The 12,928-nt window shown below is 57.4% G+C and carries 9 protein-coding genes; 6 read left to right on the top strand and 3 right to left on the bottom strand.

All coding sequences use genetic code 11. The annotated features are described in order from the left end of the window. Nucleotides 1-213 precede the first annotated feature (213 nt). The 3 genes from ABJZ52_RS20750 to ABJZ52_RS20740 all read left to right on the top strand — a co-directional run bounded on the left by ABJZ52_RS20750 (nt 214) and on the right by ABJZ52_RS20740 (nt 4,734). On the top strand, nt 214-840 hold the full coding sequence (locus tag ABJZ52_RS20750; RefSeq protein ID WP_348190807.1) for a ParA family protein: 627 nt from the start codon (nt 214-216) through the stop codon (nt 838-840). A 173-nt stretch (nt 841-1,013) separates the two neighbouring features. Next, on the top strand, nt 1,014-2,795 hold the full coding sequence (aspS, locus tag ABJZ52_RS20745; RefSeq protein ID WP_348190997.1) for an aspartate--tRNA ligase: 1,782 nt from the start codon (nt 1,014-1,016) through the stop codon (nt 2,793-2,795). Nucleotides 2,796-2,943: 148 nt separating this feature from the next. Beyond that, the gene (locus ABJZ52_RS20740) at nt 2,944-4,734 is read left to right on the top strand and encodes an ABC transporter ATP-binding protein (RefSeq protein ID WP_348190805.1); all 1,791 of its coding nucleotides are present in this window, start codon (nt 2,944-2,946) and stop codon (nt 4,732-4,734) included. Nucleotides 4,735-4,753: 19 nt separating this feature from the next. On the opposite strand, the gene ABJZ52_RS20735 is transcribed toward ABJZ52_RS20740, so the two are convergent. From ABJZ52_RS20735 to ABJZ52_RS20725, 3 genes are all read right to left on the bottom strand, one after another. Then, nucleotides 4,754-6,895: a hypothetical protein gene (locus ABJZ52_RS20735; RefSeq protein ID WP_348190803.1), complete on the bottom strand. Its 2,142-nt coding sequence runs from the start codon at nt 6,893-6,895 to the stop codon at nt 4,754-4,756. Between the two features lie 63 nt (nt 6,896-6,958). Then, nucleotides 6,959-8,146, bottom strand: a complete 1,188-nt coding sequence (locus ABJZ52_RS20730) for a hypothetical protein (protein ID WP_348190800.1) — start codon at nt 8,144-8,146, stop codon at nt 6,959-6,961. 123 nt (nt 8,147-8,269) lie between these two features. Further along, nucleotides 8,270-9,166, bottom strand: a complete 897-nt coding sequence (locus tag ABJZ52_RS20725; RefSeq protein WP_348190798.1) for a sugar kinase — start codon at nt 9,164-9,166, stop codon at nt 8,270-8,272. Between the two features lie 181 nt (nt 9,167-9,347). Between ABJZ52_RS20725 and ABJZ52_RS20720 the strand changes: the two genes are divergently transcribed. The 3 genes from ABJZ52_RS20720 (at nt 9,348) to ABJZ52_RS20710 (ending at nt 12,895) form a co-directional block, all read left to right on the top strand. Next, complete coding sequence (locus tag ABJZ52_RS20720) at nt 9,348-10,967, top strand: EAL domain-containing protein (RefSeq protein WP_348312933.1); 1,620 nt, start codon at nt 9,348-9,350, stop codon at nt 10,965-10,967. A gap of 240 nt (nt 10,968-11,207) precedes the next feature. Next, nucleotides 11,208-11,774 (top strand): TetR/AcrR family transcriptional regulator, encoded by a 567-nt coding sequence (locus tag ABJZ52_RS20715; RefSeq protein ID WP_348190793.1) that lies wholly within the window; start codon nt 11,208-11,210, stop codon nt 11,772-11,774. 23 nt (nt 11,775-11,797) lie between these two features. Further along, nucleotides 11,798-12,895 (top strand): efflux RND transporter periplasmic adaptor subunit, encoded by a 1,098-nt coding sequence (locus ABJZ52_RS20710; protein ID WP_348190790.1) that lies wholly within the window; start codon nt 11,798-11,800, stop codon nt 12,893-12,895. Nucleotides 12,896-12,928 lie beyond the last annotated feature (33 nt).

Raw genomic sequence — 12,928 nt, 5'->3', positions numbered from 1 at the left:
CTTGCCACTTTGTCGCCACGAAATCGCAAGGCAAGGCTTGGTCTTTGGTTGTGTGGGTGCAATAAGTGCGCTTATTGTAGCATTGCGCAAGAGATGTTGCACGAAGGCGACAGGCAAATAAGCGCTGAAAGGCCAGTCGATTGACGGCGCCGAGGCAGGGCAGGGCGGAGCGGGGCGCTCGCGAAACGGACAGGGAAAAGAGGGAACTGGCGAATGCGTAAGATACTGGTTGTCAACTCCAAGGGCGGCTGCGGCAAGACCACTTTGGCTACGAACCTGGCAACTTCCTTCGCTGCGCGCGGTGCGGATGTGGCGCTGGCTGATGCGGATCGACAGAAATCATCTCTCGAATGGGTCAAGCGTCGCAGCAAGTCGATGGCACCGATCAAGGCACTCAACTGGTCCAAGGCGGAAAACATCGGCGAAGACAAGGGCAAGGATCTCGATGTGATCATTATCGATGGGCCTGGCGGCTTGCGGAGCGAGTTGGCCAAGTCCCTGATTGCTGAAGCCAGTGACATCGTTGTGCCCGTCTTGCCTTCCGTCTTCGATTGGGATGCGACCTTGAGGTTCCTGGATGGCATCTCTGAGGTGAAGCGGGTGCGCAAGGGAAAGGCGGACATCCATGTGGTCGCCAACCGGGTCAATCGTCGTTCGACTCAGCTTGGTGATCTTGAGGAGACCTTGTCGGACAAGGGCTATCCGGTCCTGTGCCGCATCGGCGACCGCGTTATCTATGCACGTGAAGCGGCGCGGGGAAGCGGCATTTTCGACCATAAGGATACTGCCTCTGCGGATGTCCGGAGCCAATGGCACCCATTGCTGCAGGCGCTGGATTAATTCGGTGCCGGTTGATCAGATCGGCGTATCGTTACCCAAGTGGTCAATAAGCTGGCCGTTTATGGCCCGGTCCCTTGACTTTGCCCCGCTGACGTGGCTTTTCCAGCCGACGTGGCCTGCCATCCGGCAGAGACGACAAGATCCCATTGGCTTTTGAAACTGTCGAGGAATTCATGCATCCCTACCGTAGTCACACGTGCGGCGACTTGCGCGCAACCCATGTCGGCGAAACCACTCGCCTGTCCGGTTGGGTCCACCGCGTCCGCGATCACGGAGGCCTGCTCTTCATCGATTTGCGTGACCATTATGGCGTTACGCAGTGCGTAATCGATCCTGATTCCAAGGCTTTCAAGCTGGCTGAAACAGTCCGTTCCGAGTGGTGCATTCGCATCGATGGTGATGTGAAAAAGCGCACGGATGAGACCATCAACCCGGACATTGGCACCGGTGAGGTCGAGATCTTCATTCGGGACATGGAAGTGCTCGGCGCTGCGAAAGAGCTGCCGCTGCCAGTCTTTGGCGATCTGGATTATCCTGAAGAGGTCCGTCTGAAGTACCGCTACCTGGATCTGCGGCGCGAGAAGCTACACAACAACATCATGCTGCGCTCCAATGTGGTGGCGGACCTGCGCCAGCGTATGTGGGGCATCGGCTTCAACGAATTCCAGACACCGATCATCACGGCGTCTTCGCCTGAAGGTGCACGAGACTTCCTCGTCCCATCCCGTCTGCATCCGGGCAAGTTTTACGCTCTTCCGCAGGCGCCCCAGCAGTTCAAGCAGCTGATCATGGTGTCGGGCTTCGACAAGTATTTCCAGATCGCTCCTTGCTTCCGAGATGAAGACCCACGGGCCGACCGCTCGCCAACCGATTTCTACCAGCTCGATCTCGAGATGTCCTACGTCACCCAGCAGGACGTTTTCGACACCATCGAGCCGGTGCTGGCTGGCTGTTTCGAAAAGTTCGGCGGCGGTCGCCCAGTCAATCGGAACTGGCCGCAAATCTCCTACAAGGACGCGGCGCTCTGGTACGGCAGCGACAAGCCGGATCTGCGCAACCCGATCAAGATGCAGGTCGTTTCCGAGCACTTCAAAGATTCCGGCTTTGCGATCTTCGCAAATCTGCTCAAGCAGGAAGGCACGGAAGTTCGCGCGATCCCTGCACCGACCGGTGGCAGCCGCAAGTTCTGTGACCGCATGAACAAATTCGCCCAGGGCGAAGGCCTTCCGGGAATGGGTTATATCTTCTGGCGCAAGGCGGAAGATGGTTCCATGGAAGCTGCCGGTCCACTGGCGAAGAACATCGGTCCGGAGCGGACAGAAGCGATCCGCCAGCAGCTTGGTCTCGAAGTTGGCGACGCAGCCTTCTTCCTCGGCGGCAAGCCGAAGGCCTTTCAGACCGTTGCCGGCAAAGCCCGTGTCATCATCGGTGAAGAGCTGGGTCTCACCGATCTCGACAAGTTCGAGTTCGCCTGGATCGTCGATTTCCCGATCTATGAAAAGGATGAGGACACCGGTGAGATCGATTTCGAGCACAACCCGTTCTCCATGCCTCAGGGCGGGATGGAAGCGCTTGAAGGTGATCCCCTGGAAGTCCTGGGCTACCAGTACGATCTGGCCTGTAACGGTCACGAGCTGGTCTCCGGTGCGATCCGGAACCACAAGCCGGAGATCATGTACAAGGCTTTCGAGATTGCCGGCTATGGCAAGGAAGAAGTTGAAAAGCGCTTCGGCGGCATGGTCACAGCCTTTCAGTATGGTGCCCCCCCCCACGGCGGTTGCGCGGCCGGGATTGACCGGATTGTCATGCTGCTGGCCAATGAGGCGAACATCCGTGAGGTCATCATGTTCCCGATGAACCAGAAGGCGGAAGACCTGATGATGAACGCACCATCGGATCCGCAGGCGGCCCAGCTGCGTGAGCTTCATCTGCGTCTGAACCTGCCGGAAAGCTGAGTATCGGCAGGGATGGCTGACGGGCAGAAAGCTGCCTGAACAGCTGGCGCCCTGAGGCCGATCCGCTTATATGGGGCAAGTCAGATGATTTGGCCGATGAATATCTCGAGGGCCGGGAAACCGGCCCTTTTGCTTGAAAGAGGCAGTTTTGCTTAATCCAGCCAAGTGGCAGATGTTGAACGATCCGGACGGGTCCGTGCAGTTGATCAAGCGGCTGATCCGTGAGAACGCTCGCGAACACGCCAGCCGTTATGTCCTTGCCTTTATTTTTATGGGCCTTGTCGCTGCCTCGACGGCTGCGAGTGTCTGGATCCTCCGTGATGTGATCAACGAGGTTTTCATCAATCGCGACAAGCAGATGATTTACATCATCGCCCTGTCTGTGATGGCGATTTTCGCAGTCAAGGGAGGCGCTGCCTACGGTCAGATGCTGATTCTGGGCCGTATTGGAAATGCGATCGTCGCGAAGCTTCAACGAAAGCTCTTCAAGCATATGTCGGAGCAGGATATTTCCTATTTCGACAAGACCGCATTCGGTGACATTGCCGTGCGCATCAGCCGGGGTGCAACGGACACCAGATCGGTGATCGACACGGTGGTCATCGCATTGGGCCGTGATGTGTTGACAGTGATTGCGCTTGTGGCGGTGATGATCATTCAGGATCCGCTCCTGAGCGGCTTTGCGCTGCTTGTGATGCCGCCTGCGGTGCTTGGCGTTGCCGTCCTGATCCGCCGCGTGCGCAAATATGCAAAAATGCAGTTCGTTTCCAACACGCAGATCATGTCGGCCCTGCAGGAAACCGTTCAGGGTATTCGCGTCGTCAAGGCCTTTGGCGTTGAACCGACGATGCAGGCGCGAATGAACAATGCAGTCTCGGATGTGGAGCGGCAGTCAAACAAGATTGTGTCGCTCACCGCGCGGACATCTCCCCTGATGGATACGCTGGCCGGTTTCGCAATTGCTCTGGTCATTCTCTATGGCGGCTATTCCGTCGTCGAGCGCCAGCAGGATCCAGGCGCCTTCTTCTCGTTTATTGCAGCGCTCTTGATGGCCTATGATCCCGCGCGCCGTCTGGCCCGTTTGCAGGTCAATCTCAACAACAGCCTTGTCGGCGTCAGGTTGATGTATGAGCTGATCGATGACGTTCCCGTGCTCAAGGACAATCCGACGTCGACGGATCTTGTCGTGAGCGAGGGCGAAATCCGTTTTGAGGATGTGCATTTTGCCTATGGCGAAAGCGCGGCTCTCAACGGCCTGACGCTGACCGCCGAAGCAGGGCGCACGACAGCGCTGGTTGGGGCTTCCGGGGCAGGTAAATCCACCCTATTCAGTTTGATTGAGCGGTTTTACGCGCCTCAAAGCGGCCAAGTGCTTGTCGACGGTCAGGACCTGGCGACTGTGCGCATTGCCTCTCTGAGGGCGAACATCGCCTTTGTGACCCAGGATACTTTCCTGTTTGACGGGTCCCTGCGGGAAAACATCGCCGTTGGACGGCCGGACGCGTCGGAGGACGACATCATTCAGGCTGCCCGAGACGCTAACGCCCATGAGTTTATCATGTCCCTGCCTGGCGGATATGAGGCCTCAGCGGGCGAAGGCGGAGGCAATCTGTCTGGGGGCCAGCGCCAGCGTATTGCCATTGCACGCGCGATGCTGCGCGATGCTCCGATCCTCCTGCTTGATGAGGCAACCTCTGCCCTAGATGCGGAGTCCGAGGCCAAGGTGCAGACCGCATTGACCCGCCTGATGGAAGGCCGAACCACCTTGGTGATTGCACACCGCCTGTCGACTGTGCGTCATGCCGATCAGATCCACGTCCTTGACAAGGGGCAGCTGGTCGAGAGCGGCACGCACGCCAGCCTCTATGCTCATGACGGCATCTATCGGCGTTTGTGCGACCTGCAATTTCAGGAGCAGGCGAAGCAGGAAGCGCCTTAAACTCTCTTCCTGCTCAGCTCTACCGTGTCGCTGTGACCCGGGCTCCGAGGCGCTCTGGGATCTTGTTCGGGTTCGTTACCGCCAGGCCGAGCAATTCGGTCATGGGCACAGGGGAGGCCGGTGTCAGATCGATGACCAATTCGTCGGGGTCTTCGAGAAATTTCCGGACCGCAGAAATCAGGTCTGCGCCGAATTGGGTGTCCGACAAGGTTCCGAGTTCACCACGAAGTGTTTCGACCAGACCGTCAGCAAGCTGTTCTTCTGACAGGCTGTTTTTTGCTGCCTCATCAGAAATGAAAGCGGCGACAAGGTCCGCGTCTTCGAGTCTTACATGTCCTGATTTGAAGGTCGCTGATGCAAGAGCGATCCGGGCAAGCTCAGGCCTTGTGAAAAGGGTCGGTGGAACATTGCCGAGCACAAGCGATAGAGACGCCTTGCCGCCGTCGAGCAGCTGCAGCGATATGTTCCTTAGAATGAGGTCCTTTGTATCCGGATTCCAGGCAAGGGAGAGGGCATGATTGATCTCGACTTCTCTGACGTTGAGCTTTTCCAGCATGGTTTCAAGTGCTGGATTGTCCAAAAGACTTGTCGGCATGCCGATGCCATCGACGATCAAGGAAGTCCTGGTCGGGATGTTCGAGACAAATCCGCCCTGCAAGAGTTCCAGAAGATCGAGTTGAAACCAGGTGCTGCCTGTTGAGTCTGACGGACCGGACGCGGCAGATCCGATTTTCAGGTCGAGATCGCTCAGCAGGATTTTTCCAACGGTGGGGAGCGCTTCCCGGATCTGTCTCGGGGTCGGCTCAGCGACATCGTCGAGAGCCAGCAGTGCGGCGAAGGGCGGAAAAGCCAGCCGGCTTAACCCTGCGTGTGCGACATAGGCGCTGCCTCCGTCCATCACTTCGATTTTCACGCCATCCACGGAGAGCTCCCGCGCGCCCATTCCGCTTAGCTCACGGGCAAGGATACGGCGGATCGATCCCTTGCCATCTTCCGCCTCCACCTCGAGCTCATCGATCTGAAAACGGCCAAGAGAGAAGACGCCGATGGCTTCCATTGCCGCAACGGCCAGGTCACCTTCAGCCACTGGTTTGCCAGCTGTCTCCTGGACCAAAAGCGGGAAGAATGAAAGTGGTTCCAGGCTGAGAAGATCGATATCCTCGATCAGGACATTGCCTATGGTTCCCGAGACATCACCGGTCGAGAAGTGGATTTCAGACAATTCCTCGCGGTCGAGCAGAACCGTCCGGTCGGCGTCCACAGGCCCGCCGAGCAGTGCGATAATCGGAACCATGTCGAGACCGTGCAGAACAAAGTCGTGAACGGTCAAATCCATATTGGTGATCGGAGACTGGACGTGGTCCGGTGTTATCTCCTCGATTGTGCGAATTTTTCCTATGCCCTGTTCCGCGATGCGTCCGTCTTCAAGGGCGATCAAGACGATGTCTTCATAAAGCGCCGTACTCATCTCGCCTGTATCGAAGCGACTTGTTGCCGTGGCCTGTGTCGCAAAGGCACGTGCGATCTTCACGTCGCGCAACGCGGTCAGATAGGAAAGGACAAGCGCTGACGGCCCGCTGGTAGACTTTGCGTCCGGCAGGGAAACCGGGAAAGAGAGACCTTCTATGAGGAGATCTTCATAGCTGATCTCAATGGTGCTGCCAGTGTTGGTTGGCACGGCAGTATTTTCAGCACTGCTTGATCTTTCCGGCTCGAACGAAATGGAAATATCCAGAGAGCCGGGCACCTCGATTGCACCCGCATGCAACTTGTCGCCCATGAGGCGCAGGCCATCAAAACTGATTTCATCGAAGCGGAGACTTAATTTCAGATCACCTGCACCGAAAAGGCTCTCGGCCGGAAGCTCATAGCTCAGCACACCGTCTCTGATGACTGCCGAGCGGTTTCGGTCGCCGGGCAGGATGGCCGAATAGCGTGCCGAAAACGCATCGCTGGCATCAAGATCTGCAAACCAACCGGCCAACAGGCTTGCGGCTGCATTGGGGGCGACGTCGACAGACGTTGCCTGTGAGGGCGACACAGCCTCCTTGTCCGTTTGTGCTGAAACGGGCGATGCACCTGTCGTGATGACCAGTGTCAGGCCCAGAGCGGCCAGCTTTCCGATGAAATGTTGCTGCCAGTCATGGGTTGGCTTGATCATGACGTCCTCCCGGTCAGTAAAAAGCCCGGCCGTGCTGGCCGGGCTTTCTTGTTTTGCTTGCCGTTAGTTGTCTGCGTTGGCAGCTATGTCAATTCCCAGGACCTGCGGCAAGGTATGCGGTGCCATCATGACGGTTCCCATGAGCTGGGCAACCGGAACAGGTGCTGACGGGGAGGCCGTGACTTTCAGGCTCTCGGGTCTTTTAAGAAAGCTTCCGAGTGCTGCTGAAACCTTGGTCTGAAACTCTGGGTTCTGATGCATCGACAACATCATGGGCAGACCGCCCTCAAGCTGAGCGACCAGCTCGGATCGTTCCATGCCAGCTTCCTTGGCCTGCCGGTCAAGAGCGCGCTCGACAATGCTGTCATTGTCGAGTTTCAGAGAAATAGTTTCGACGGTTACGCCCTGGATAAGACCAAGGGCATCCTCGGGTTGGCCCTGCGTCTCGTTCAACTTTTTGACCAGGTCACGGGTGATGCCACCCAGCTTCAAGCTAATCTGGAACGTGCCGGCGTCCTCGCCGGTCAACTTGAGGTTCTCCAAGGTGACTGTGGCTGCATCGGGATCCCATTTGCCAGCCCCCTCGATGTCGACCGTGACTTTCTCATAGCCAAGGTCTGCCATGGTCTGACTGGCGTCGTCGTCGATGGTCTCTGCGTCCAGGACCAGGCCTTTGATGTTGAAACGTGAGGCGGTCGGCAGATCGCCGTCCATCGCGTCGATCGCAATGAAAATACGTTCGACGGTCGCCTGGTTGTCCTCGTCGTCCGTTACCGTAGCATCCAGGATCTCGACCTCTCCGTATGACGGAGCAATCGGCGGAACATCGTCGGATCCGGCCATTTCCGCGGCTGAAGGCAGAACCATATCGGTTGAGGAAAAGGAGGCAACATGAAGGGAGCCATCCGCCGCTTTCATCGTCAGGTCCGAGAGGGTCAGCGCATCAACCTTGGTCCGGCCGCCTGCAAGCTTTACGGCGCCGGTCAGATCAATCTTGCCGATCGACGCGGACATGTCCGCGTCTGCTTCATCCTTGAGCTCGATATCCAGAATGGAGACCGTGTCTCCGCTCTCGTCAACGGAAGAGTAGCTCTCAACCGTGCGGCCCTCGGCTTCCAGAAGTTCCAGGAAGGAATCTGCTGTCTGGTTGCCGCTTGGTGTGAACGCTTCTGCAGAAAATGCGAGCGCCATAGCTCCGAGCCAGACACCGGCGGCGAGCGTGGAGCGGGAGCTGTGAACTGGGCGTTTCATGTAAATCTCCGGATCATTTTTCGGTCTGGATCCCTGCCGCAGGCACGATGAGCCAGAGCTCGTTGCGACGCAAGAAGAGATGCGGATGCTGTCTGAATTTACGAAAGGACAGACGCGCGAAAATTAGGCCGCTTTTTCAGGAAACCCTGAAATAGCACGTTGAATGTCATCTGCCGTCGGCAGGCTTGCTTCATTGCCAAGATGCTGGATCGAATGGGTCGACGCGCCTCGTGCAAATCGGAAGTGCTCATTCCATCCAGCCTCAGGGTTCCGCAGATAGGAGGTGATATAGGCACCGTGGAAAATGTCGCCTGCGCCGTTGGAATCAATGACTTTTTCGACAGGAACATCAAGCGCTGGCAAAATTGTGTCCGGGCCGTCGCCCTCATACCAGACAGTGCCATGCTCGCCGAGTGTCACCGCTCCGATGGGACAGCCTTTTGAGCGAAGATAGTTCAGGGTTTCGCCGGTGGATTTGCCCAGTTGCTCGCAAAACCGTTCAGAAACGACAGCTGCGTCAATGAATTCAAGCAGCTCGTCGGTATTGCTTCGCACGGCTCCGCCATCCAGAGAGGTCAATTTCCCTGCTTCCCGGCACGCTTTTGCGTAGTGGAGCGCTGCATCTGGCATATGGCCATCCAGGTGAAGAGCGCGCACGTCCGTGATGGTGAGGGGCGGGAAGGGGTGGAGATACTCATCGTCCCGACAGCGCACGATGGCACGCTTGCCGCCTTTGGGCATGATGAAGGACAGCGAGGATTCCTTCACTTTCCGGCTGTGCACCGTAATGCCGTATTGCATTGCCATGTCGCGAAACATGCGGCCAAGCCAGTCGTCGGCGACAGAGCACATGAGCTCTGGCTTTCCGCCCAACTTGGCGCAACAAAACGCCGCCGTCACTGCGTTGCCGCCGAAGCTGACCGCGTAGTCACGGGCAATCGCCTTCTCATCTCCGGTGGGCAGGTGGTCGGCCAGAAAGGTCACGTCAATATAGGCCTGACCGATGAAAAGTGCCTGCATGAATGCCTCCTTCGTTGCCCGTGAGCTGACCCTGAAGCCTGGAGCCGGTCATCTCCCGAAGATCTATCGTCCATGGCGTCGTCGAGCGCCTTGATATCGGTTAAATATGACAGGGTGTTCAGTGGTTGTTTACGCCTTTAGAGCATTGTTCTAAAGAGTTTGTTCACCTGCGGGCCAGTCGTTGTCACAGCGCTACATCATATTTTTCAGGGCGGTCGTTATTGCGGTTGTTCTTGCGACCGCGCCGCTCTTCGCGGCCAATATGATTTTGAATCAATACGCTGAAAGTCAGGCAGAGCGTGAACTTGAGGCGATGGGCGATCGCTATATCCAGCGCGCCGACAATGCGATCAGCAGTACAGTATCCGCACTTCAGCGCCTGGACCGGGACGATATTCAGACCTGCGATGCAGAAGACCGCGGGTTGTTGCAGTCGGTGATTTCCAGCGAAGGCTACATAGATGCCATCGGCCTTGTTGACCGGGATGGCAAGCGCATGTGTATCGTTCCGGATATGGAGCTGACGGGGGAGGCCATCCTGCCGATCCTTCAGCAGGATGGACCGCTGGTTGGTATCGGCATGCTGGACAAGTCGTTCCTGGGCGCGCGCGTCGCCGTCGTCAGTTGGGATCTGGGCAACGGCTATCGCCTTTTTGCCGAAGTTACGCCGGTCGCCATTGCCGCCGACCCGGGGCCTGAGTACCTGCGGGCTTACAGGCGCGCGGAGCTGCGGCTTGGCAACGATATTCTCTGGTTCGAGACCGGTGGCTACAACTCCGAAAGCTCAGATCCGGACAATGCCATCGTCGTTCAGGTCCGATCCGGGCGATATCCGCTGGAGGCTACGCTGGTTGCACCCAAGTCGGCTGCGATCCAGGTTGTTCATGATCTGAAGATCATAGCGGCGACCGCTTGTGCTGCCTTTGCCTTGCTCTTTGTCGCCATCGGTGTCTGGTTCTCCTGGCGGCCGGAAAATGAGGCCAACGACGACTTCATCGCCGCGATCCGCAATGGCGAATTCATTCCTTACTACCAGCCGGTCATGGATATCGAGACAGGCAAGCTTCGCGGCTGTGAGGTGCTGATGCGGTGGCGTCGGCCAAACGGCATGATCGTGTCGCCGGGACAGTTCATGGAATATGCCGAGAGAAATGGCCATATCTTTGATATGACGCGGCACCTGATGGAGCAGACCTGTGAGGAGGTTGGCAAGCTTCATCTGGAAAACCCGGATCTGAAGCTCTCGATCAACCTGTTCGCCGGACATTTCCGAAATCGTGATGTGGTCAACGATATCAAGTCCATCTACGAGGAATCCGATATTTCCTTCCAGCAGATTGTGGTCGAGGTCACCGAGCGTTATCCGCTTGAGGATCTTGAGCTGGCGCGCAAGATCATCGCCGAGCTGCAGGCCCTTGGCGTCCGTGTGGCATTGGATGATGTGGGCACCGGCCATGGCGGCATGGCCTATCTCCAGAAACTGGGCATCGACATCATCAAGATCGACAAGATGTTTATTGATGCTATTGGCGACGATGACAGTTCGACGACTATTGTGGATTCGATGGTCGAGCTTGCAGACAACCTGGGAATGGGCATCATTGCCGAAGGTGTCGAGCAGGAAGAGCAGGTCGAAAGACTGCGTGAACTCGGCGTGACCGCTGCGCAGGGCTACTATTTCGCGGCGCCGATGCCAGCCAGCCAATATCTTGAATTCGCTCTGAATCTTGAGCTTGCGGAGCGCGACGCGGCCAAAAAGGCAGCCGGCGAAGAGGCTGCAGTTGCAGGCGAGGCCGCCTAATATTGTTTTCCGCGGTCGCGCGCAAGACCTTGCGCCCCGCAAGGCTGAGCTCTCTTTTCTATATGCCGCCGGTAGGGTTATTGATGTCGCTCGGGCTTGTTTTCGCGATATCTGCCTAATTTTTAGCACTTGTCTGTACCGACCGGACGGATTATTTAAACTCACAAGTTTACGAGGCGCCGCAGTGCTACGGGCACTCACAAGACTGCCCGGAAATGATCCCTGCATGATTGGCCGAACATGAAACTGCGCCAGAATCGGAAACCGCCGACAACCAAGATCGAGATCCTCGACGCCGCACTCGATATCGTGCGGGAGGAGGGCGCGCTCAGTTTGACCATCGACGCGGTGGCCGAGCGCAGCGGATTTTCCAAAGGCGGCGTCCTCTACAATTTTCCGACCAAGGACATTCTGGTCGTTGCCATGGTGCAGCATGTTGCGGACCGTTTCGCGGTCGATGTTGAGGAGCGGCGTCAGCTCTATCTGGATGCCGACAGCCCGACGCTGGCTGCGATGATCGATGTCACAGAGCGCTGGATCGAGAACGAACTGTCGGTCGCAAGAGCTCTGATGGTCGCCAACTTGAGCTTTCCTGGTCTTGTAGCGCCGATTCTCGAGCTCAAGAGCCAGTTGAAATCCAACATACAAACTGAAACGGCAGATTTGACGGGCGCGCTGGTGATTTGGTCCGCGCTGGAAGGACTGCAATTTTCGAATGCTCATTGTGTGGCCCTTCACACGGATGAGGAGCGTCTGGCTGTGCTGGCCGAGCTTCGTCGCCGCGTGAATGTCGAAGGCCGGCGCTGAGCCAAAAGATTGAAAGACAGGACATGAGTGTGCTCAATCAAAGTGTTTTCTTGCGGCGTCTTGCGCCTGTGATCATGCTAGCGGCCTTCGTCGCAGCGTGTCAGGAAGAGGGGCCGGACCCGGCCGCGGAGGCTGAGGCTGCCCTGAGTGCCCAGCCACGACCGGCGAAGATCTTCACCGTTTCAGATCAGGTTGGCCTTCAGTCGCGCCGCTTCACCGGGCGCGTCGAGGCGGTGCAGACCGTCGACTTGTCCTTTCAGGTGGCCGGCAAATTGGTCGAGCTTCCGGTTCGCGAAAGCCAGGAAATCGATAAGGGGGCCCTGGTCGCGAAACTTGATCCGACGGATTATGAGCGGGCGGTGCGCGAAGGCAAACTGCGACTCAAGCAGGCAAGGCAGGACCTGGACCGGCTGGAAACACTGCGCGACCGTTCGGTCATTTCGCAAAAGAGCTACGACGACCAGAAGAATGAATACGATCTGGCTGTCGAAGCGCTTGCCGCGGCCGAGCAGAACCTTGAATACACCGAGATTCATGCCCCGTTCGACGGCATCATCACCCGCCGGCTGGTCGACAGTTTTACAACCGTAAGCGTGGGAACGGCAGTCGTTCGTGTTCAGGACGTTTCCGAGATCCAGATCGACATCAACGTGCCGGAAGCGCTTTTCGCCAAAGTCTCTGAAGATCAGGTCGCATCCATTCAAGCGGAATTTCCGTCCATTCCAGGCCAGGAGTTTCCGCTGGTCTATCGCGAGCATTCCACCGAGGTGGACACTGTGACACAGACTTACCGGGTCACCTTGGCGATGGAGAGCGAGCCGGATGCACAGATCTATCCCGGCATGACGGCGGCCGTGATCGTGAAGCTGCTGCCGGAGGGATTGGACCTGGCCAAGAGCCTGTTGGTTCCCACGTCATCGGTTGCGGTGGATGGAGACCGAAAGGCATATGTCTGGCGGTTTGATGAAAGTTCCGGTGCGGTCACCAAGGTGCCTGTGAAAATCGGTGTCGTGACCGGGGACTACATCCCCGTCATGGATGGCATCGCCAAGGGTGACAGGATCGTTTCGGCAGGCGTCGCTCTCCTGAGCGAAGGCCAGACCATCCGTCCGCTTCCCTGATCCCGCAACGACAGCCATTTCGGATAAATTCCC

Origin of the sequence: Roseibium sp., from assembly GCF_039982295.1 — a bacterium.
Classification (GTDB): Bacteria; Pseudomonadota; Alphaproteobacteria; order Rhizobiales; family Stappiaceae; genus Roseibium.
This window is presented reverse-complemented; position numbering and strand designations above follow the sequence as displayed.

What these genes read in the sequence shown, in the direction of transcription:
- ABJZ52_RS20750 (WP_348190807.1), top strand. Translation starts at nt 214, where the DNA reads ATGCGTAAGATACTGGTTGTCAACTCCAAGGGCGGCTGCGGCAAGACC.
- aspS (WP_348190997.1), top strand. Translation starts at nt 1,014, where the DNA reads ATGCATCCCTACCGTAGTCACACGTGCGGCGACTTGCGCGCAACCCAT.
- ABJZ52_RS20735 (WP_348190803.1), bottom strand. Translation starts at nt 6,895, where the DNA reads ATGATCAAGCCAACCCATGACTGGCAGCAACATTTCATCGGAAAGCTG.
- ABJZ52_RS20730 (WP_348190800.1), bottom strand. Translation starts at nt 8,146, where the DNA reads ATGAAACGCCCAGTTCACAGCTCCCGCTCCACGCTCGCCGCCGGTGTC.
- ABJZ52_RS20725 (WP_348190798.1), bottom strand. Translation starts at nt 9,166, where the DNA reads ATGCAGGCACTTTTCATCGGTCAGGCCTATATTGACGTGACCTTTCTG.
- ABJZ52_RS20715 (WP_348190793.1), top strand. Translation starts at nt 11,208, where the DNA reads ATGAAACTGCGCCAGAATCGGAAACCGCCGACAACCAAGATCGAGATC.
- ABJZ52_RS20710 (WP_348190790.1), top strand. Translation starts at nt 11,798, where the DNA reads ATGAGTGTGCTCAATCAAAGTGTTTTCTTGCGGCGTCTTGCGCCTGTG.